The organism is Flagellimonas yonaguniensis, assembly GCF_029193885.1.
Taxonomy (GTDB): domain Bacteria; phylum Bacteroidota; class Bacteroidia; order Flavobacteriales; family Flavobacteriaceae; genus Flagellimonas; species Flagellimonas yonaguniensis.
In genome coordinates, this window is the sequence record NZ_JARFVB010000002.1 from 17,785 (window position 1) to 39,902 (window position 22,118).

General features: G+C 41.4%; 19 protein-coding genes and 1 tRNA gene. 7 read left to right on the forward strand and 13 right to left on the reverse strand.

Going from position 1 to position 22,118, the window contains the following annotated elements; all coding sequences use genetic code 11:
* Positions 1 to 25: 25 nt before the first annotated feature.
* Positions 26 to 98: transfer RNA gene (locus tag PY092_RS04420), tRNA-Lys, on the forward strand.
* A 340-nt stretch (positions 99 to 438) separates the two neighbouring features.
* On the opposite strand, the gene PY092_RS04425 is transcribed toward PY092_RS04420, so the two are convergent.
* From PY092_RS04425 to PY092_RS04455, 7 genes are all read right to left on the reverse strand, one after another.
* A complete protein-coding gene (locus PY092_RS04425; protein ID WP_275614655.1) occupies positions 439 to 1,995 on the reverse strand; it encodes a purple acid phosphatase family protein in 1,557 nt (518 codons plus the stop codon).
* Positions 1,996 to 2,118: 123 nt separating this feature from the next.
* Positions 2,119 to 4,203: a glycoside hydrolase domain-containing protein gene (locus PY092_RS04430; RefSeq protein WP_275614656.1), complete on the reverse strand. Its 2,085-nt coding sequence runs from the start codon at positions 4,201 to 4,203 to the stop codon at positions 2,119 to 2,121.
* A 4-nt stretch (positions 4,204 to 4,207) separates the two neighbouring features.
* Complete coding sequence (locus tag PY092_RS04435) at positions 4,208 to 5,443, reverse strand: YdcF family protein (protein ID WP_275614657.1); 1,236 nt, start codon at positions 5,441 to 5,443, stop codon at positions 4,208 to 4,210.
* 64 nt (positions 5,444 to 5,507) lie between these two features.
* Entirely contained in the window at positions 5,508 to 7,184 is a 1,677-nt protein-coding gene (locus PY092_RS04440) for a RagB/SusD family nutrient uptake outer membrane protein (protein WP_417958146.1), read from the reverse strand.
* 8 nt (positions 7,185 to 7,192) lie between these two features.
* The gene (locus PY092_RS04445; RefSeq protein ID WP_275614658.1) at positions 7,193 to 10,561 is read right to left on the reverse strand and encodes a SusC/RagA family TonB-linked outer membrane protein; all 3,369 of its coding nucleotides are present in this window, start codon (positions 10,559 to 10,561) and stop codon (positions 7,193 to 7,195) included.
* Positions 10,562 to 10,659: 98 nt separating this feature from the next.
* Entirely contained in the window at positions 10,660 to 11,250 is a 591-nt protein-coding gene (locus PY092_RS04450; RefSeq protein WP_275614659.1) for an RNA polymerase sigma-70 factor, read from the reverse strand.
* Positions 11,240 to 12,226 carry a FecR family protein gene (locus PY092_RS04455; protein WP_275614660.1) on the reverse strand — a complete coding sequence of 329 codons (987 nt, stop codon included), beginning with the start codon at positions 12,224 to 12,226 and terminating at the stop codon, positions 11,240 to 11,242. Before PY092_RS04455 ends, PY092_RS04450 begins: the two co-directional genes overlap by 11 nt.
* Positions 12,227 to 12,688: 462 nt before the next feature.
* On the opposite strand from PY092_RS04455, the gene PY092_RS04460 reads away from it, so the two are divergent.
* The 3 genes from PY092_RS04460 (at position 12,689) to PY092_RS04470 (ending at position 14,903) form a co-directional block, all read left to right on the forward strand.
* Positions 12,689 to 13,438 (forward strand): Type 1 glutamine amidotransferase-like domain-containing protein, encoded by a 750-nt coding sequence (locus PY092_RS04460; protein WP_275614661.1) that lies wholly within the window; start codon positions 12,689 to 12,691, stop codon positions 13,436 to 13,438.
* 47 nt (positions 13,439 to 13,485) lie between these two features.
* Positions 13,486 to 14,070 carry a porin family protein gene (locus PY092_RS04465; protein ID WP_275614662.1) on the forward strand — a complete coding sequence of 195 codons (585 nt, stop codon included), beginning with the start codon at positions 13,486 to 13,488 and terminating at the stop codon, positions 14,068 to 14,070.
* Positions 14,071 to 14,282: 212 nt separating this feature from the next.
* A complete protein-coding gene (locus tag PY092_RS04470; RefSeq protein WP_275614663.1) occupies positions 14,283 to 14,903 on the forward strand; it encodes a WG repeat-containing protein in 621 nt (206 codons plus the stop codon).
* A 98-nt stretch (positions 14,904 to 15,001) separates the two neighbouring features.
* Here PY092_RS04470 and PY092_RS04475 read toward each other — a convergent pair whose 3' ends face one another.
* Both PY092_RS04475 and PY092_RS04480 read right to left on the reverse strand, forming a co-directional pair.
* Positions 15,002 to 15,376, reverse strand: a complete 375-nt coding sequence (locus PY092_RS04475) for a GerW family sporulation protein (RefSeq protein WP_275614664.1) — start codon at positions 15,374 to 15,376, stop codon at positions 15,002 to 15,004.
* An 11-nt stretch (positions 15,377 to 15,387) separates the two neighbouring features.
* A complete protein-coding gene (locus PY092_RS04480; protein ID WP_275614665.1) occupies positions 15,388 to 15,879 on the reverse strand; it encodes a hypothetical protein in 492 nt (163 codons plus the stop codon).
* Between the two features lie 263 nt (positions 15,880 to 16,142).
* Here PY092_RS04480 and PY092_RS04485 point away from each other — a divergent pair, with 263 nt between their 5' ends.
* Genes PY092_RS04485 through PY092_RS04495 form a run of 3 tightly spaced genes read left to right on the forward strand, consistent with a single transcriptional unit; the run spans position 16,143 to position 19,082 of the window.
* A complete protein-coding gene (locus PY092_RS04485) occupies positions 16,143 to 17,144 on the forward strand; it encodes an efflux RND transporter periplasmic adaptor subunit (RefSeq protein WP_275614666.1) in 1,002 nt (333 codons plus the stop codon).
* Positions 17,141 to 18,403, forward strand: a complete 1,263-nt coding sequence (locus PY092_RS04490; RefSeq protein ID WP_275614667.1) for an ABC transporter permease — start codon at positions 17,141 to 17,143, stop codon at positions 18,401 to 18,403. Before PY092_RS04485 ends, PY092_RS04490 begins: the two co-directional genes overlap by 4 nt.
* A 7-nt stretch (positions 18,404 to 18,410) precedes the next feature.
* On the forward strand, positions 18,411 to 19,082 hold the full coding sequence (locus tag PY092_RS04495) for an ABC transporter ATP-binding protein (protein WP_275614999.1): 672 nt from the start codon (positions 18,411 to 18,413) through the stop codon (positions 19,080 to 19,082).
* Positions 19,083 to 19,095: 13 nt separating this feature from the next.
* Here the strand turns inward: PY092_RS04495 and PY092_RS04500 are convergent, their stop codons facing one another.
* The 4 genes from PY092_RS04500 to PY092_RS04515 are packed head-to-tail and all read right to left on the reverse strand — an operon-like array spanning position 19,096 to position 22,025.
* A complete protein-coding gene (locus PY092_RS04500; protein WP_275614668.1) occupies positions 19,096 to 20,067 on the reverse strand; it encodes an MlaD family protein in 972 nt (323 codons plus the stop codon).
* Positions 20,068 to 20,086: 19 nt separating this feature from the next.
* Complete coding sequence (locus tag PY092_RS04505; protein WP_275614669.1) at positions 20,087 to 20,869, reverse strand: ABC transporter ATP-binding protein; 783 nt, start codon at positions 20,867 to 20,869, stop codon at positions 20,087 to 20,089.
* Positions 20,869 to 21,645: an MlaE family ABC transporter permease gene (locus PY092_RS04510; protein WP_275614670.1), complete on the reverse strand. Its 777-nt coding sequence runs from the start codon at positions 21,643 to 21,645 to the stop codon at positions 20,869 to 20,871. Before PY092_RS04510 ends, PY092_RS04505 begins: the two co-directional genes overlap by 1 nt.
* A gap of 23 nt (positions 21,646 to 21,668) precedes the next feature.
* Positions 21,669 to 22,025, reverse strand: coding sequence for a carboxymuconolactone decarboxylase family protein (locus PY092_RS04515; RefSeq protein ID WP_275614671.1), 357 nt, complete (start codon positions 22,023 to 22,025; stop codon positions 21,669 to 21,671).
* Positions 22,026 to 22,118: the final 93 nt, after the last annotated feature.

A 22,118-nucleotide genomic window follows, 5' to 3' on the forward strand; every position in this document is an offset into this window, starting at 1 on the left:
GCCAAACAGCTAGGCACAACTTGAAGACCTGATAGCTCAGTTGGTAGAGCATCTCCCTTTTAAGGAGAGGGTCCTGGGTTCGAGCCCCAGTCAGGTCACTTTTAAGAAACCATAAAATAGCAAAATCCTGTAAATCAATTGATTTACAGGATTTTGTGTTTTTTGACCTATCATTGAATTTGATAGAAAATGGTTTAAAAGAGTTCACACAAAGAAATATCCCTAAAGTTGGAGTATTCTCCCCAACTGCAAACGAGACTCTTCATGATTCCAGAGAATGAGGATTTATTTACTTGATGATTTGGATTCCGTTGTTGTAATTGTCAATCTAGGAACAAGAAAGGTCCAAGTGGATAAAACACCTGAACCTCTGTTCTCTTTACTTTCAAAAATTATCAGTACTATTTTCGCTTCTTTGGTAGGAGCGAAAAAATTGGATCAATCCAAAATTTTGCCATTCACATCCAAAGTGAGTTCTTTCCTTTCCTCCCCTTTGTCCAATCGCACTCGGTAACCGGTAAAATCCTTGTCATTCACAAAGTTTACCCCACTTACTTCAAATCCAGGGTATTTGGACAACAATGATTCTTCCACTCCTTCGGGAAGGGGATCTTGATACGGAATGGTATTGGAAAATCTTCGTTCCGCAATGGCTTCCTTGTTTCTTTCCACAAATTGATTTGGCGATCCTTCCTTCTTTATCAAATCAAATGCATCATACAGTTCGCCGACCGCTGTATAGGATTCAAAGGACAATTTATTGTCCTCAACAGTGATTACCTGGAACAATTGGGTGTTTTCTGCCGCCCTATCCCTTTCGGCATCATAATCCTCCCACGCATTTTTACGCAAGCCATACATTTTTCCACCACTTACAGATACCACATAAACGGCACCTGTCTTATCACGCATATTAACACCATCCAACACATTTTCATTAGGAGAAACCCTTCCTCGGGCATAGCTATGATCATGGCCCTGCAATACCAAGTCCACATCGTATTTATCAAAAATAGGTTTCATCAACTCCCTCCACTCTTTATTGTCCCGACCATCCGAAGCTGAAAACAAAGGATGATGAAACGTAACTATCTTCCAGTCCTTATCTGTTTCCGATAATACCTTTTCAACCCACTTGGCTTGTTTTTCATGATCTACATTGCTATCCAATCCTATGATTCGCATATTCTGGTAGTCCATGTAATAGGCGGTCTCTTTCAATCCTTCCGGACCGTTTTCCGGCAATGAAAATTGATGTTTCCACTGTAAGGAGAGGCTTCTATCCGTAGCTTCCGGACTTAATTTTCGATACTCGTGGTTTCCTGGGATCGGGAATGCCCCTATGGAAGCATGGATCCATCCTCCGGCATCAAACCATTCCTGCCATTGTTGTTCATTATGGGCATTGTTCACTAAATCTCCTGCATGCACGATGAATTTTGCATCCGGAGCTTTTTTATAGCTCTCCCTGATCAGACGAGACCATAGTTCCAATATGAAATTTTGGGTGTCCCCAACGTATAAAAATGAAAACTTGTCCTTACCCTCTTTAGGTGCGGTCTTAAACTGAATCCACTCACTCCACCTTTTGCCATCCCCTACGCGATAGGCATACGTGGTATCGCTCTGCAAATCTGTGAACCATACCGAATGATAGTTGGCCAACACCTCTGCCTCATTGATGTTTGTTGCATCAAATGTCGTAGTGCTAGCTTTTATGGTTTTTGCATTTCGCCAAAACTTGGGTGCAGCGGTGGCAATGGCGATTTCTGCATAGGCGGTGTCTATTTCTGACGAGGTACGCCATGTAGCACTAGCCGATGTTGCCGGGTCCTCTCCATAAGAAAGGACAATCCTATCAGGATGGTTTGTAGGTTTGCGCCATTCCAAGTCAAATTCAGGCGCCTTATACGTTCGGGGCAGTTCTTGTCCAAAGGCCGTGATCATTGTGATAAGACCGAACAGCAAGATCACTGGGTTACTTCTTATTCTCATATCGTTGGTTTTTAATTTTATTCTTGCAAACAAGATGCAGCCTAAAAAGTGGCTGCATCTCTCACAATTAAACAAATAAACAAACTCAGTTGAACCGACCATCTTCTTAAGGTTAAGTTTTGGTCAATCTTTTTTTATTTTGACTTTGGTCAGGTATTGATTTGTGGTTCCCCAATCTATATTGGGCAAGCTATCCGTCTCCATGATAACATTTCCTCCGGCCATTATCTCTTGATGGGTCAACCAATTTCTTTGCAAAGGCTTTCCATTCAATTGAACGGATTTGATATAAAAATGATCTTTATGATAATTGACCACCTGAATCTTAAATGATTTATTGGAAGACCATTTCAATTCAACCTCCTTAAAAATTGGCGCTGTAAGATAATATACAGGTTCACCGACATTGGCAGCGGAGAGTCCCATAGCCCTAAGCACAAACCAAGACGACATGGTTCCCATATCATCATCCATCGTTTTTAAATAGGCGCGGGGCCTATTGTTATAAATACGACCTATGTAGGGATCTATTCCTTTGCTGTTATTATTGAAATAGAACTGAACCACGGTATCCAACATCAAGTTGCGAAACAATTTCTGGGATTTCCAAGGTTCTTTGGTAGTGTTGTACAGTCCAGATACTTGAAGATCAGGTTGGTTGGCGTGATTGTAATTGTTCTCTTCAAAAAACTGATCCAATTGTTCCCTGAAAACACTCTCGCCACCAGCCAAATCCTGCAGCCCTTCAATGTCAAAAGGAACAAACCATCGATACTGCCAAAGTGTACCTTGATAAAGACCTCTGGCACCCATGCGATCCACATCCGGCCAACCCATATCGGCAAAGTCCTTTTCCCAATAGGTTCTATATTCCAAGGCCTTTTTCAAGTACTTCTTTGCTAATACCGTATCACCAATGGACATCATTAAATTGGAACTTGCCCATAGATCATAGGAAGATTCCAATGCTTTGTCCGGAGAGCCAAAATCCAATCTTTCAATTTCTTTGATCAAAGAGTCCTTTATTTTTTCCAAAGGAAGTTTGTGACCTTTCTCCAGCGCATCCAAGAGCACTACTTGGGCATGTTCTGTCCGAACCGAGTTGGAAGGCTCATGTTGGGTGGACCAATCATTTTTTCCATAAGGATACAGGTTGGCTATAGATCTCGCAACATCACCATATTTTTGAGGGAATAGAAGTGACAGCAAGGGCATTTGTTCCCTGTAATTGTCCCAAATGGTCCATCCATGATAAATGGAGTCGTTGGATTTTTGAATTGTTCCATCTATGGCTTTATAGCTGCCATCAGGTTCGGAGACCAAATAGGGAGACTGAAGACCACGATACAACAACGAATAAAAAAGTGCAACCCTATCAATTTCCCCTTCCACTTTAACATGTCCCAAAAGTGCGTCCCAATCTGATGAACTTTTTTTAACGGTTTCCGACAGATTTCCGCCACTCAATACCCTAGCTTTGGCAAACTCTTCATTTATTGATGAAAAACCAATTCTGATCCCAATTGTTGGCTCGTCTGTCCCATAAATCAAATAGTGGTCCTTTTCAGATTTTGTAGTGGAAGAAACATGATCAAACTCTATATAAAAATAGAGCCGGTACATACCTCGATTACAAACCGTTTCGGTATCCACCCACCCTTTGATGGTATTTCCGACTACAGTGTGCCGTGCTTCAACAAAGCGATTTAAAAAGGCATGGGACAAATCAACCTCCAACTTTTTATCCGAATCTGGAAAATGATATCGGTGCACTCCATAGTTATGGTCGGCCGCCATTTCTGCCATTATTCCATTTTCAAAGGCGACTTTGTAATAGCCCGGTTTGGCAAATTCCTGCTTCTTCAACAATTTTTCATCTTCTTTTTTCTCAAAGGGCTTTACCAAAATATTGCCTCCCCCACCCCTACAGCCAACACCTTCGATATGCGTATGGACAAAACCCAAGAACTCCTTGGCGTAGTGATCATAGCCGGTATGTGTGCCCGGATTGGTCACTGGTCCAATGGATATCATATTAAAGGGGGTGCCAGCAGCTGGCGACATCTGCCCATGATCCCCGGAAGTGCCCAAAAATACGCTGACCTGGTCTTTTGGGGATTTAACCATCGGGAGATCAACATTGGTTTCCTTTTGTTGGCATCCAAAAAGTAGAAGCATCAATGGAACCAGTACACCGTGTTTTTTCATGCCATTAAGGATCTAAAGGTTGGTTTGGGTTTTGGTGGAATGAAACTATGTTTCCTGTAAATTCAAGCGTGGTCGGGGATAATCTGGCATGGATATCCACGGGTTGATAACCCAATTCTTCCTGACAACGCTTTGTAAAAGTTTCACTTCCTGTATAATCGCTATGTGAAGGATTGGTCACTACCAAGCTTTTTTGATCCAATGGAATTCCATAATCCACCATCAAACGGGTTGCATTTCGCATATTGGTCGTGGTGTGCCTCGCATAAGGCTCAATAATGATGTTTTCCTCAGGAACACTGTATTCTTCCATAAGCTCCTGTTTCATCTCCACAGCCTCACAGTAAGGCGTCATATATGGGTGTACATGCCCCCCGGATACAATAATAAATGGTGCTTTCTTGGCACGATACTCTTTCATGGCCAATTGTAGGTTAATCTTTCCCGCTATGGAAAGCTTATCCCGATAATTCTCCGGTCCTCCTCCCAAAACCACAATAGAGGCATAGGGATAGGCCTTAAAATCTGTGTTTTTTATTGCTTGAACAGCTTTTGCATTCTCTTTTTTGTCCAACGGATCATAACGAACAGCCTCGTCCTTATGGTTGGCGTACAAGAGGTTAAGGGCAAGGTTCACACTCGGTTGAAAGAACACCTGCTCTTCCCTTGCATCCTCAACTGCCTCTGTCCTTAAAATGGAAACAGCATAAAGATATCGTTTCGATTTTGCATCAAATGAAACCGAATCAATGTTTCTATAAAATGGCATTTTACCAGCTCCATAGACTTCCAAAACGGTGTCAAGACCTTTGGCACATTGCTCCCAGATTTTATAGAAGTATTCATCATCAGGCGCTTTTTCAAAATTGGCATATCGATTGGATTCCCGAAGCTTTCGGATCAAACTTTTTAAACCGTCATTGTCCTTGGACAAGTCCACTAGTCGTTTCCCTACAGTTTGGATATCACTTTCCGACCATAAAAATGGAGCTATGATTTCCTTACCATTTTTTGGTGTGGATTCTAACGGTGCCATCATTTTATCCCAATACGTTTTCAATTGTCCATCGGCTTTCAAGAGCTTCAAAAGCTCAGTATTCTCTTCCATTGCTGAAAACAAGTAGAAATTTTTTTCCAGTAACCTTTCCTTGGTCTGGTTGGGATGATACTGATTTTTGGTCTGTGCACGAGAAATAAAGGCACAACCAATAACCAATGAAAAAAGAAGTAGTTTTTTCATGCTATTGATTTAAAAAAGGGCAGCTACTGTATATTGGAAGCTGCCCTAATTATTAAAATTTTGATCAGTATCCGTTGTTCTGGGTTACCAGACCATCGTCAACACTGTCGATATACTCTTGTGGAATTGGCCAATACTCATTTTTACCTTGGGTAAATGCAGCATTGGTCAAGTGGGTTCTTCTGGTTTTTTCAACCTCCAAATAGTCATCGATCACATCTTTGGCGATTCCCCAACGAACCAAATTGAAGAAACGGTGCCCTTCCATGGCCAGTTCCAAACGGGATTCCATACGGACTTTGTCCCTTGCATCTGTGGCATCGGTCCAAACGGCATCATAAGTACCAATGCTATAGTTAGCTGCATCTCCGGAACCGTCCAATGTTTGAACATACCCTGAATTGGCGGCTCGCTCACGAATTTGGTTCACCAAGGTTCTAGCTTCTTCCAAATTACCCAATTCAACGGCTGCCTCCGCTCTCCATAACAACACCTCAGCGTAACGGATAATATAATAGTTCAGCGCATCAACATAAGGCCAAACAGTTACATGGTAAGGTGAATTTGCAGAAAGGATACGTTTTTTAGGACCATAAGGACCGTAGGTAGCCAGGTCACGTGCCCAAGTGTCCTCATACAGAATATCCAAATCCTTATATGGAATACCTGGTCTGCCAATGGTAATGTCCAGTCGGGGATCAACAAAATCGGTTTCGGTCACATCAATATTATCGTCGACCGGCAATCCAGATGCATCCGTTTTAAATGCATTTACCAGGTTTTGTGATGGACGATGAAACCCATACTGTGCATAATAAGGTCCTCCAGGGGCTGTTAAACGATCACCTATACTACCATTATAGTTACTTCCTTGACCGTCGTTCACAGAATACTGCACCGCAAAAAGAACTTCTGAACCATTGTCATTTTCAGGTAAGAACACCGATTGGAAATCATCCATCAAACTGTAGTTTCCACCCATTACAACGGTTGTTGCATCAAAAGCAGCTTGCCATTTTTCTTGGAAAAGATAGGTCTTTGCCAAATATGCCATTGCGGCAAGGTTTGTAGGTCTACCTACCTCATCCTGACTGCTGGGCAATACATCGTAGGCCGCCTGAAAATCAGCCTCAATTTTACTCCAAATCTCGGCAGATGTAAACTCGGTGTTGGAACGGGCATAGTCCGCTACCGTTTCTGCAGTTTCATCAATATATGGAATTTGATCATAGACCTTTTTAAGCTCAAAATAATAATGACCTCGCAAAAATCTAAGTTCCGCTGTTCTCTGTATTTTTAAAGTAGCATCGAAATCCTCAGAGGCATTCAACAATTTCATGGCCTCGTTGGTTCTTTTCACACCTTCGTAAAGAGCCATCCACTTACGCTCAACATCATAGGTTGTAGGGGTGGTATTGTACAATTCCATTTGATGGATTTGGTTCTGGTCCCCTGTTCCACCACCACCTTTGTAGCAGTCATCAGAGACAACATCTCCAAAGCTCCAGTTGGAGGCAGGGGAATTGTAAGCATTACTTGCTCCATCTATCTGACCATTCAATACACTATAGGCAGAAATGATGGCTTTTTCCACATTTTCCGCTTTGGTCATTTCCGCAGGGGAAACTTCTCCATAGGTTACTTCCTCAAGAAAGTCCTTGGAACAAGAGCCCAAGAATGTAAGTGCCAATGTTGCACCTACCATTAAATATTTTGAATTTATTTTCAATATGTTTTTCATGGCTTTTTTTAAAGTTTTAAGTTACATCCAATGACAAAAGTCCTGCTCGGAGGATACAATCCACGGTCGATACCGATATCAAGGTTACGGTTACTTCCACCATAGTTCTGAAGCCCTACTTGTGGGTTCATTCCACTGTAATCCGTAATGGTAAAAAGGTTACTTGCTTGGGCATAAATCCTGAGGTTCATTCCCCCTAAGATTTCTGGATCAACGGAATAACCCAACTGTAGATTGGTCAATCGAACGTAAGATCCATTTTCCACATAATATGTTGAAGGTCGGATGTTGTTGTTTGGATCATCCAAAGACAATCTTGGAATGCTGGTGTTTGTATTGTTTTCCGACCAAGCGTTCAACAATACATTTTCCTTGTTATATGCTGCTTGGTTAAAGAAATGGTTCTTGTATTTGGTAAAGTTATAGGTGTCATTACCAAAACTACCATTGAACAAAATACCAAGATCGAAAGCTTTATAGTTGAATTGAAGGTTAAGACCCAACATTACATCGGGGTGAGGGGAACCGATGAAAGTTCTATCATCAGCATCAACATCGCCGTCTCCATCAACATCTTTAAACCTAATGTCTCCAGGTTGCGCATTAGGTTGCATGCCATAGCTATCAACTTCTGCTTGACTTTGGAACAAACCTTCAGCTACATATCCGTAAAAAGAAGCAATTGGTTGGCCCACTGCACTTCTGGAAATCTCTTGATCAAAGTTTACACTGTGCAATGATGAACTTGGAATTCCCAAATAATCCGAAGTGGTCAATTCGGTAAGTTCGTTCTTGGAACCTGTTAGGTTCAATCCAATGCTATAGCCCAAATCGCCAACCATATCATTATAGTTGATATCCAATTCAAAACCACTGTTTTTCATTTTCCCATCGTTTACCCACTGACCATCATTGGTACCTCCATAAGTCAATGGAACGGTATTGTAAACCAAGATATCATCTGTGTTTTTCACATAGTAATCAGCTGTAATGTTCAAACGGTCTTCCAAAAGTCCCAAGTCAACACCCACAGAAGTTTGGGTAGTAGTTTCCCATTTCAAATCTGCATTTGGGATTCGGGATTGCGTAAGTCCAATGTAAACAGATTCTTGAGCTCCATCAATGGCATAGTTGGAGTTAGGGTTGTTGTTCCGATAGCTATCCACTGTGGCGTAGTTCTCAATTTCCTGGTTACCAGTCTGACCCCAGCTACCTCTAAGCATCATAGAAGATATAATACCATCAGGATTGAAAAAATCCTCACGATCCAATCTCCATCCCAAAGAGAATGCGGGGAATGTTCCCCATCTGTTATCTTCATTAAACCTTGAACTACCATCACGTCTAACTGTGGCTGTGAAAAGGTATTTCTCATCGAAGTTATAGTTCAATCTTCCAAAGTAAGAATTCAAGGACCATCCATTGGCACTTCCGGAGTTCAACATATTTTCTGTACCAAAACTTAGGTATCTGAAGTTTTCATCCTCGTATAAAAATTCACTCACTGAAGCACTGAAACCCTCATAATTGTATTCTATGGCCTCTTGACCAATCAAGGCATCCACATGATGTTTACCAAATTGCTTTTTATAGTTCAAAGTGTTGGTAAAAGAGAACTGGTAATTGAAGTTGTTGGATGTGGACAGTGAGTTGGTATTGTTGGTTGACAATATCTCGTCATAGGTTGGTGAAAAACTTCTGATATTATAGTTCTGGTAATCCAGACCAAAGGAAGTTTTAAAGGTAAAATCACTTATATACAGATTGGCATACACATTTCCCAAGGCTTGAACTCGTTTTTGCTTGTTGTCCTTGTTTCTGTACAACTGCCCCATGGGGTTATTACTATCGTTGATCGGGTTACCTGCATATTCTCCGTTGATGTCCTTTACGGGTACTATGGATGGAAATTGCATGGCTGTTAGGATAATGCTTCCCAAGGCAGAGTTGGTGCCAACTGAAACCTGCTCTTTATAATTGGCCGTGAAATTTTCGCCAATAGTAAGGAAATCGCCAATATTGTAGGAAGAATTGAATCTTGCCGAGTATCTCTCAAACCCTGTGTACTTGATCAAACCTTCCTGATTGTAATACCCTAAAGAGAACATGTTCTGGCTTTTCGAATCTCCTTTTGCCAAGGATACGTTGTACGATTGGATCATAGCGGTTTGCATGATTTCGTTTACCCAATCCACATCGGCACTTGGAATTGTTTGATCAGCGTCCAACCATTGTGGAATAACAGCCTGGGAAGGGTCATTACCATAAATATCATGGGAAGGAGTTCCTCCATCATTAATGGTTGCCTCCCACAACAAATCGCCATATTGTTGGGCATTCAGCATTTTTGGCAAGTTGTAAGATGACTGAAGACCTGCATATCCGTCAAAAGAAACCACATATTCCCCACTTGTATCGGAACCCTTTTTAGTAGTGATAATCACAACACCATTTGCGGCACGAGACCCATAAATGGAAGCCGAAGCAGCATCTTTCAATACTTGGATGGTCTCGATATCCGTAGGGTTGATACCATTAAGTCCATTTGAAGCTGGAATACCATCGATAATAACCAAAGGATCATTACTGTTGATGGTACTAAAACCACGAACCCTGATTGAAGTTCCGCCCCCCGGAGAGTTATCGCTCATGATTTGAACACCAGGCAAGCGACCATCCAACATTTCAACCACGTTGGCTTTTGGCTGGGTCACAATTTCTTCTGGGGAAACCGAAGCAATGGCTCCGGTAATGTTTCTTCTGGCCTCGGTACCATATCCAACCACTACGATTTCGTCCAATTGGGATGCACTTTCCATCAATGTTACGGTAACATTGCTGATTTGATCAATATCAACATCCTGTCTTTGATAGCCGATATAGGTAACGGATAACACTTTAAAATTCGATGGAATCTCCAAGCTGAAATTTCCATCAAAATCTGATACCGTACCATAATCCGTACCATCTACGAAAACGTTGGCACCGGGGATTGGGGCTCCAGCCTCATCAATAACTTTACCGGAAATACTTCGTTGTTCTTGGATAAATTTTACAAGAACACCCTGCTCGGTCACTTTAAAATCCACATTGGCCTTGTTTTTAAGGTCGTTCAATACAGATTCCAAGTCCACCTTATTTGCATCAATGCTGATACGTTGTTGCAGATTTTGGGCATCTGCTGCATAAATGAATTTTTTACCTGTTTGCTTTTCAATAAGGTCGAATACCTTTTCCAAAGCAACACTTTTTAAGTTAAGGTTTATAATCTCAAAATTTTGGGTGTTTACCGCCACGTTCGCCGATATTGGAACAATAGCCGCTCGACCTAACAATGGTAAACACAATAGCAATGCTATGAGGTTTAATTTTTTCATTTTTGAAAGAGTAGTTTAAAATTGGTTCTCAATGATTTTTTTTAGTTTTTTGATTAAGGTTTAGAAATTCGGTTTTGTCATACATTTTGTTTACGTGGTTAAATTTGTCTGTTTTTCACTACCATGTTTCTAATGGTTTTTAGGGCTATGGCCATATGGCTTTCCACTGTCTTAATGGAAACCCCCAGAATCTCTGAGATTTCCTTGTATTTGAGTTCATCCAGTCTACTCATCTCGAAGATTTGACGGGACTTTTTGGGAATCCGGTCTAAGATTTCCTGTATCTTCCTGACATACATTTCCCTTTGTTCCTGATCTATAATTTCTTGTTCAATACATGGACTGGCGGAATATTCGTCCTCTAATCCTTGATTCAGTGATTGTTTCAGCTTTTGGTACGAAACTGGCTCCATGAGTTTATTTTTAACCACTACATAGAGATATGGTTTTGGCTTTTTGATCTCATGGATACGCTCATGGGCATTCCATAATTGGATAAACACATCTGATACCTTTTCCTCAACTACATCCAAATCATTTTCGTAAGCGATTCCAAAACGACATAGACTTTCATAATACCGATTGAAAATGGTCTCCAGTGCCCCTTTGTTCCTTTCTTTGATCAAATGGAACAATTCCAAATCCGATTTTTGATTCAATTCCTTGTATGTGCAAGAATTACTTTTCATCACTTGGGGCTATGGAAAATTTTTTTGATGCTATTTTTGAAATCTTCACATCGGCTATAAATTCCAATGTTTGAATGAACTGATCCAGGTCTTGGTCCTCGAAGGCAGCACTTATTCTTTTGTTTGCGACCACACTGTCAGAAACAATGAACTCGATGCCATAGAATTCATTGATAGGAAACAATGCCTCCTCCAAGGTAAGATCATGCAGCAATAGAATATTATCTTTCCATGCTATGGTTTTGGAGACATCAAAATTGCGTTTCACAACCTCTCCGGTTTCTACATTCCATGAAAGTTCTTCGTTCGGCTTCAATTGGATTCTATCGCCAGAATCCTCCAAGGTCACCTGCACCTTGCCACTTTCCAAGGACACAGTTTTTGCCATCCCTTTGGTATTCACATTGAACTTGGTTCCCAACACCTGTACCTCCAATCCATTTGTACTTACCGAAAAAGGTCGCTCGACATCCTTAACGACTTCAAAGTAGACCTCACCATCCATCCATACCTGCCGCTTGTCATCTTTGAAAACCTCAGGATATTTAAGTTCAGAATTTGCATTTACCGTGATTTGTGAGCCATCTGGAAGCGTGACTTGCTTTCTCTCACCTTCTAAGGCAATAATATGATTGGTGAACCTCGATTCATTGTCCTGAGTAAACAAATACACCCCGAAACAAACCAAAACAATAGCTGCAACTGCTACCAGTGCTTTAATTCTGGTATTAAGGAAAATCAGTTTGGGTTTTGGTTCTTGTGAAATTTCTTCCAGAACCCGTTTTGCAAAGTGTTCTTTTCTTAGCGGAAGGGAATTCTTGGGATAACACTCCCATAATAACTTATAATCTTGAAAGCGTTCTTTTAAGTTGTCATCGAGCAACAGATTTACCTCAAACATGGATCTATCCTGATCCGTGTCCAATTCCCCCGAAAGCTTTCGAACGCATTTGATATCCTCTTTGGATATTTCCATACTTTGTCTTTTACCAATAGGAGGGTGGAAAGGTAGAATTACCCCTAGATCAGTATGTCATCAAAACGAAAAGAGTAAATTAACTAAAGGTTAATACCACTTGGAGTCGGTGGTTCCCATGGAGTTCAATAAGTCTGAATTTGATTTCAAATTGAAAATAGGACGATATTCTATAATACAGCCCCATTCACATACAAAACAACTCCTTAAATATGCCATCAAAACGTGGACTATCCGGTTCAGAGAGATCAACTTTTGAATTTGGTGGACTCCACTTACATTGAAAAGTCCCTTGTTCCAACTACTCTAAATTATACTTGCCGCAAAAATCAGAAAGTTATTGCACGAACAAAACATCCGCTTTTCATTTTTACGTAACTTGTTGGGCAACAAACCAAATTCAGAGCTCCAACATTGCATTTTTGGGGTTCGAATCATTTCAACCAACCTTAAATCAAAAAAATGAAAAAATTAATTCTCCTTTGTTCCCTTTCAATCCTTATGATGAGTATGGTTAATGCCCAAGACCAGTATATATTCCCCAGTGGTAGTGGTCCCAACAAATTGTTCATGAAAGAAATCATCAAACTCACGGGAAAGGAACGTCCCAAGATCTGTTTTTTGCCCACCGCATCCGGAGATAGTGAAAGGAGTATCATCAGGTGGTACGAACTGACACACGACCTATCGATTGAGCCATCGGTACAACGGGTTTGGATCAGCTCATACCGTCAAAAAAAGACGTTTGAGGAAGTACTTTTAAATGTGGACGCCATTGTTGTAGGTGGCGGAAACACCTTAAATATGATGGCCATCTGGAAAGCCCAAGGAATCGATGTGGTGCTGAAAAAAGCCTTGGAAAAAGGTATTGTCTTGGCTGGAGGCAGTGCGGGGTCACTCTGTTGGTTCGATAATGGAACTACGGATTCAAGACCCATTGAACTGAGTGTCGTCGAAGGATTGGGCTTCCTCCCCTATAGCCACTCGCCCCATTATGATGGAGAGGAGTTTCGCAGACCTTTGTACGAGAAAAACATCAAAAATGGCATTTTTGAAGCGGGCTACGCCATGGACAACAATGCCGGCATCATCTTCAAGAACGGAAAGCCCTTCCGTGTGGTCTCCTTGGGCGAAGAGTACAATTGCTACTACGTTTCCCTGAAAGATGGTAAAGTCGTGGAAGAAAAACTTGAAGCCGAAATTCTCCAATAACAATACCACTCCAAATGGATGTCCTTGTATAAAAATTGTCCGACAATATGAAAAACATCGTTACGATTGCTTTGGTGTTCTCAATCTTCATAGTGAACCTTCAAGCTCAGGAAAAAACCGTTTTAGGAATCAAGGGAGGATTGAGCTTAAGTAACATTACGTATGATTATTTTAGTGACACCAACAACAGAACTGGATTTTTCATAGGGCTGTACAGTGAAATCCAATTGAACAATACATTTTCCTTGCAACCTGAAATCCTCTATGCCAACCAAGGAAATGAGGCCTCTGAAATATTGCTTGGTGGTTCAAGGGAGATAGATTTCAAACTGGATTACCTGCAGATTCCATTGGTTCTCAAATTCTATTTTTTGGATGGTTTTTCCGTGCATGCCGGTCCAGCATTTAATTTTCTCTTGAATCAGAACGTATCTTATGGCAATAATGAGGAATCGGATGTGGTCAAACACTTCGATTTCTCTGCTTTTACAGGGCTATCATATAAGGTTTTGGGAAACTTTGAATTGACTGCGAGGTATATTCAGGGATTCACTCATATCCTGGACGATGGGAATTCAGGGGAAAGGGCCAAAAACAATGCTTTTCAAATAGGTGTTGGATATAAGTTCTAAAGCCAAGCCATCATGGAATATAAAAACCGATTGTGAAAGATTGTGCACATTTCAATCCAACCATGAAACTTCACAAACTGTCAATTATAGTTGTCTGTCCGTTGTCTACATTGATTTGAGCACACCTGATTTACCCTAGTTGCACATGACTTAGATCATTTTATTTATCCCGAACAGTTATGACTTTAGTGCAATGATAAAAAGCAATTACCATGAAAAAAATCACAACATTGATTGCTGCTTTTATCTATATGGGTCTAAGCGCCCAACTTCCTGATAACTTGGATTATGTAAGCCCGTTCCATGAAGGATTTGCAGCAATACAGAAAGAAAACAAATGGGCTTTTGTTGATGAGAGCGGAAACATCGCTATTGATTTTAGGGACGACCTTTATTGGAGAACCGATGCCAAAACCTCACACAATGATATTAGAGCACTGACCTACCCTCAATTTTCGGATGGGAGATGCGTGGTACAAAAAATGATGGACGAGATACCTGTATTCGGTTTTATTGATACCTCGGGAAAATTAGTGATTGAACATAAATTTTTAAATGTAGCCCCATTCAAAAATGGGTTGACAACGGGTATTATGTATGAAAAGGTACATCGTGGGAAAAACGAATTCAACCTTGACATTTATGAGTTCAAGTTCCACGAAGTGCTAATGGATACCGATGGCAATATCATTGAATTTTTGAACCGTAGGTACAATATTCAAATGACAAAAAGAAGATATGAAATGCCGGATATAAAATCCAAAATCCTGAACCATCAGCTTATAGCTATCGAAAAAGACAACCGTTGGGAAATCAAGAAATTGGATTTATAGTCAAACAGAAAGCTAACAAGTTTCTTAAACGTTCGGAACTGGATTGCCTAAACTAAATAGCATAGACAATCCAGTTTTTTTTTAATTGTTGTCCTCGTTTAGGCAACAACCTCTTCATCTTTTTTGTTTCGTTCCGAAACAATTTTCTCGATAAGGTCGGGCACTTTCTCAAATGCTGCGGCCAAACCGTGTGTCTTGCCTGCTTCCAAGAACGAGATTTCGTCCCCTTTGGTCACCAAAAAGCCGATAGGCTGGATACCAATACCGGCTCCAGCTCCGGCACCTTCTCCTTTCTTTGCTTTACCTTCCACTCCTTCGCCTCCTCCAGAGCCAAAGCCCATACCTACCTTGATTACCGGCACACACTTAAATTCGCCCAACTCAAAGGGTTCCCCCACAATGGTTTCCGTTCTGGCCTCCGACTTGATGAAGTCGGTCACCTTGTTCAATAATTCTTCAAAATGTAAATCCATGACCTTGATTTTTAATGATTAATAAATGATTTTAAAATTCTGTAAGGCCTGTTTCGAATATCCATTACCAATCTGTTCCGGTTCTCGAAATTGATGTGGAACGAGGCTACATATTGATTGAGCAACACGAAAATGGGGTACATTTTTGCATTCGCCACATAATCGCCAGTATCCATGTCCAGAGCAAATCGCTTTACCTCAAACGATTTAAGCAATCGAACCATCTTCCTCAACTTGATCTTCCTTCTTGGTTTGGTCTTCTTTTTTTTGGATGGTTTTGGTTTTGAAGATTTTGTCAAGGGATAAAAACAGTGTTCGTAAAAAAGTACTTTTAACCGTACTCTTAAAAATTCCTTCTCATCGGGTTCGAAACTCGCCTTTGCCAAGCCCTTCAATCCGGCAAAATATTTATTCGTAGCCGTATCAACATAAATTTGAATGGGCACAAACAACAGCCCTAGGGCAAGGAGCACAACTAATAATATCACTATGGTCAGTATCATTAGTTTTTGCCACAAAGGAAATATGGCCAAGGCATTCATGCAATGATATTGGTCAGATTGCCTCAATAAAATCCCCCACAGTTGATCTCTTTATTTCAAGGTCAATCCCATACTGACCTAACTCATATTCCAGATCAGTTTTTTATTGGTAATTTGAACACAATATCACGCTATTACCTATGAAATATTCCAACTATTTATATCTCATTTTTTTTATCCTTTTATCCTGTGGTAAAAACAAAGAGAAAACCTATCCCTCCAAAATGCCGCTAACGGAGTCCGTATATGCCTCGGCCACCGTTCAACCCGACAGTCTTTACCAAGCATATTCCATCGTAATGGGCATTTTGGACAAAACCTGGGTCGAGGAAGGGGATATTGTAAAAAAGAACGACCCCATCCTTCAAATTAAAAACACTTCGCCCCAACTCAATGTGGAAAATGCCAAGCTCGCGCTCCAACTTGCCCGAGAGAATTATCAAGGAAGGGCCGCCCTACTGACCAGTATTGAAGACGAAATCAATGCCGCGACCCTTAAGTTGGCCAATGATTCCATCAACTATTTCCGACAAAAAAACCTTTGGAACCAAAATATCGGCTCCAAAGTGGAATACGATAACCGAAAGCTCGCCTACGAACTATCCAGAAACAACCTGAACCTGCTACAAAGAAAATACAGACAAACCAAAAATGAACTGGAAACCCAATTGCTACAATCCGAAAACCAATATAAAACCTCCTTGACCACCTCTGAGGACTTTACCATAAAAAGTAAAATAAACGGAACGGTCTACGCTATTTACAAAAACCCAGGGGAAATAGTGAACACCCAAGAACCCGTGGCATCCATTGGTAGAAGTGAGGAATTCATCATAGAGCTGTTGGTCGACGAAGTGGACATCGTGAAGCTAAAAAAGGGCCAAGAAGTGTTTCTGACACTTGACTCCTACAATTCCAAGGTCTTCGAGGCCACATTGGACAAAATTTACCCAAGAAAGGATGAACGTTCCCAAACCTTCAAGGTAGAGGCTTTGTTCAAGGATCCTCCCAGTACATTATATCCCGGTCTTTCGGGCGAAGGCAATATCGTCATCTCCAAAAAAGAGGAAACACTGACCATTCCAAAGGATTATCTTATGGAGACCTCCAAAGTACTTACCGACAATGGGGAAATTGAAATTACCATAGGATTACAAAACTTGGACAGAGTGGAGGTTTTGGATGGCATAGATGAAAAAACGGCAATCTACAAACCAAAGAAATGATCAATTGGAGTGTGATACTGGGCATCGCCAAAACGCATCTTATCACCAAGATGAAATCCACTGTTACCGCAACGCTCGGGGTTACTTTTGGGATTGGGGCCTATATTACCCTCGTGAGTTTCATGACAGGACTCAATGCCATGCTGGATGATTTGGTATTGAACCAGACCCCGCATATCCATATGTACAACGAAATACGTCCCTCCACAACCCAGCCTATTTCCCACTATGGTGAATTCAAGGCCGCCATGAACTTTGTACACTCCATAAAACCCAAACAAAATCAAGAAAAAATACACAATGCTCTGCCCATTTTAAGCTATTTGAAAAAGCACCCCAATGTGAGAGGGGCCACACCACAGCTCAGGGCCCAGATTTTCTATCTCTCCGGTTCCATAGAACTTGGTGGCAATCTTGTGGGGGTGGACATTATGGAGGAGGCTCGCCTCTCCAATATCCAGGACAACATTGTTGAGGGCTCTGCCGAAGCCCTGAAGAATAGCAACAATGGAATTTTATTAGGGGCCGGTTTGGCCGAAAAAATGTCGCTTTCCATTGGGGACAGGGTACAAATCAGTACAGTTGCAGGCGATATTTTCCCTCTGAAAATAGTGGGTTTCTATCAAAGTGGTATTGCCGAAATCGACAATGTGCAAAGTTTTGCCAATCTCAGTACCGTACAACAGATTTTGGGGGAAGCGGAAAATTATGTGACCGATATCAATATTAAATTATTGAACATCGATGAGTCCGAACCCATGGCCCGTAGCTTGGAAAAACAGTTCAATGTAAAAGCCGTCGATATCAATGAGGCCAATGCCCAGTTCGAGACTGGTTCCAACATCAGGAACCTTATTACCTACGCTGTTTCCATTACCCTGCTCATTGTGGCCGGTTTTGGTATTTACAACATCTTGAACATGCTCATTTATGAAAAAATGAAGGACATTGCCATTTTAAAAGCCACTGGGTTTTCCGGTGAGGATGTACAGTACATTTTTATGGCGCAGGCCATCATCATAGGATTAATGGGTGGAATATTAGGGTTATTGATTGGGTTTGGTCTTTCACATCTCATTGACAATGCCCCGTTTGAAACCGAGGCACTCCCCACCATTTCCACCTACCCAGTAAATTTTAATGGAACCTATTACCTCATTGGAATCACATTTGCACTTATTTCGACCTTCGTAGCGGGATATCTGCCCTCCAACAAGGCCAAAAAAATAGACCCGGTAAAGATCATTAGAGGAACCTGACATTATGATGAACACAGTCTTACAAGCCAAGAACATCAACAAACACTTCTATAAGCCCAAGGACTTCCATGTGCTCAAAAATATTTCCTTTGGTGTAAAACAAGGCGAGTTTGCCTCGATCATGGGCAAATCCGGTTCTGGCAAATCCACTTTACTTTACATACTTTCCACCATGGACACCAAATACACCGGCGAGCTGTACCTCAACGACCAACTGGTTACGGGAAAGTCCCAAAAGGAACTGGCCAGGATTCGAAACAAGAACATTGGATTCGTATTTCAATTCCACTATTTACTGTCCGAGTTCAGTGTTTTGGAAAATGTGATGCTGCCCGCCAAAAAACTTGCGGAAAAATCACATGAAGCCATTGAAAAAGACGCCCTAAGGAAACTTGAAATGTTGCACATTGGGCATTTGGCCCACCAACGGGCCTCACGGATTTCGGGCGGGGAAAAACAACGGGTTGCCATTGCAAGGGCCTTGATCAATGACCCCACTATTTTGATGGGCGATGAACCTACGGGCAACTTGGATAGTCACAATTCTGAAAATGTGTTCAAAATCTTCAAAAACTTGAAAGAGGAACAGGGTCTGTCTCTTTTGGTGGTAACACATGATAAGGATTTTGCCAAAAGAACGGACCGCATCATAGAAATGGAGGATGGTATCATTACCTGACCTTGAAGAGTTTCTAGTGGTTCTGCTTGGCTTGCTTTTGTTGTTCCCGTTCCAATTTCCTAAAATAGCCACGGGTCAAAAAATTGTGCTTTAAGGCTTCCATGTTCTCATTGAACTTTTGGGTACCTTCTTCAATGTTTTTCATGGTTCGCACAAGTTGATTGGCCAAAACAGTATCGGTAGCCACTTTGTCAAGGATGCCCTCTCCATTTTTCACCTCTCCGACCAGAGTGTTCAAATCCGATGTTATCCTGTTGATTTCGACACTTGATACTTCCAGGTTTTGAATCATTTTCCTAACCTTGTCCGCAGATAGGGTATCGGTCAGCAAGACACCGGCAACACCATTCCCTGAATTAACCCCTTCAATGGTTTTTTGAAGTTCTTCCAAAGTTGAACTTACCATTTCACTACTATATTTTAGGTTCACAATGGTTTCCTTTAGATCTTTCGCCATAATGGAGTCGTTCAATAAACGCCCAAATGTTCCTTTGCCTTCGATCAAGGATTCGGTAATCTTCAGGAGGTCAGAGGTCAACAAGGCGGCATTTTCATTGGTCACGTTCAATGTATTGAGCATATCCTGTGATGGTATCCGGTGATATGATTCCAATCGTGTTCCGTCCTCTATCAATACAGCCTGCCCTTTACCCGGCACAATATTGACCAACATACTCCCCACCAGACCATCGGAACCTATTGTTGCCACTGCATTGCTTCGAATGTGCTCTTTCATTTTCTTGTTGATGACCATGTATACAACAATGGTGCTGTCATTTTTCATTTCAATATTGTCCACAGTTCCGATATCGATTCCCGAAAAACGTACATTATTCCCTACTTGCAATCCGTTTACATTACTGAATACTGCATTGATGGTGAATTTCTTCACAAACAGACTCTGCCCGTTTCCGATAAGATAGGCCGCAATGATCAATAAAACGGTACCGAGCACCACAAATATGCCCAGTTTCAGATTCTGCATTGGAGTTTTTGTCGTCATATCATTTTTTAAAAAAAGCATTTATTTTAGGATCCGATGATGCCACCAGTTCTTCATAAGTACCCTCAGCATAATTAATTCCATCGACCAACAAAATCATTCGTTCGGAGATTACCCTTGCACAATCCACATCATGGGTGATAATCAGAGCGGATGTCCCATATTTTTTCTGGATACTCCTCATCAATTCAATGATCTCCTTGGCCGTTATAGGATCCAGTCCACTGGTAGGCTCATCGTACAATATCAATTTTGGTTTCAGTATAATGGCTCGTGCTAGTGCAACCCTCCTTTTCATTCCTCCAGACAGTTCTTCGGGCATCAGATCCATGGTATGGGCCAACCCGACATTTTCCAGTGCCTCTTGCACCAATGGCAGGGTGTCTGTCACTCCTTCAAATTTTTTTCGGTGCCGCCTCATCGGAAACTCCAAGTTTTCCCTGACCGTCATGGAGTCGTACAGGGCACTTCCCTGAAAAAGAAACCCGATATCAGCACGAAGTATATCCAGATCTACCTGATTCAATCCTGTGATATCCTTGCCCAAAACCTCAATGGTTCCTGAGTCGGGGCTCATCAAACCAACAAGACATTTGATCATCACTGATTTTCCGGAACCCGATTTCCCCATTACCACCAAGTTTTCACCTTTTCGCAACACCATATTAAAACCATTCAATACATGGTTGTCGCCAAAACTTTTGTACATATCCTGAATCCGGACCACAACATCTTCTGAAGATATATCTTTTTTATGGGGCGCTATGTTTTCTTTTATATCCATTACAGTTCATAAAAAATATCGGATACGAACACCGCAACAAAATCCACTACGAATAAAAGTAGGGACGCCATGACCACAGCAGTATTTGCTGCAATACCCACTCCTGCCGTACCCCTTCCCGTTTTATACCCTTTGTAGCATCCTGTCAACCCAATTACAAAGCCGAAGAAAAAAGATTTTATGGTCGCCGGAATCAAATCACCGTAGGACAATGCATCAAAAACGGTATTAAAGTACAACCGAAAAGATACATTCCCTTTCATAAATTCAACCAAAGAGGAACCAAAAAGAGCTATTAAATCTCCGAATATCACCAATAAAGGCAGCATTAAAGTAGCGGCCAAAATACGGGTCACAACCAAATATTTGAATGGGTTTGTGCCGGAAACCTCCATGGCATCGATTTGCTCGGTTACCCTCATGGAACCTAATTCTGCTCCAAAACCAGAGGCAATCTTCCCAGAGCATATTAGGGCCGTAATTACCGGACCAACTTCCCTTACGATCGAAATACCGACCATATTGGGCATCCAAGAAACAGCTCCAAACTCTATTAAGGTGGGGCGGGTCTGGAGCGTTAATACAAGACCGATTATAAATCCGGTCGTGGCCACCAATAACAAAGACCTATTGCCAACTTGGTAACTTTGTTTAAGCAATTCCTTAAACTCAAAAGGAGGGGTAACTGCTTGTCTAAAAAAACGCACAGCGAAATAGGACAAGTCCCCTATCTCCATAAAAAAATCCTTGGTCTTATTGATCACTTTCAATGCCATGCCCTTGTTTATCAATTGATAGGTTATGCCCCGTTTTGGAGCGTTGCAAATTGATGCATCGCTTCCAGTGCTTCACAGCCATAGACCACCGATGGTCCACCTCCCATCAACACCGCAACCCCAATGGTTTCCACTACCTCGGCAGTGGAAGCTCCTGATTTTAAGGCATCGTTCACATGAAAAGCAATACAACCATCGCAACGCACGGTAATGGCTATTCCCAAAGCTATGAGTTCCTTCGTCTTTTTAGTTAAGGCTCCATCCTTGGTGCTCGATTTATGAAGTTTATCAAAAGCCTCCATGGTTTCTGGAATCTCCCCTCCCAATTTCTCCATGAGTCCTACGAGTTCATGATACTTTCGTGTATGATCTTTCAACATGACAAATGAATTAAGTTTTTGTTTCAATATAAAACTACCCTATAGGCCAATCTTTTGAAATGATCTGGATCATTTACTTGCATTTGAACTTTA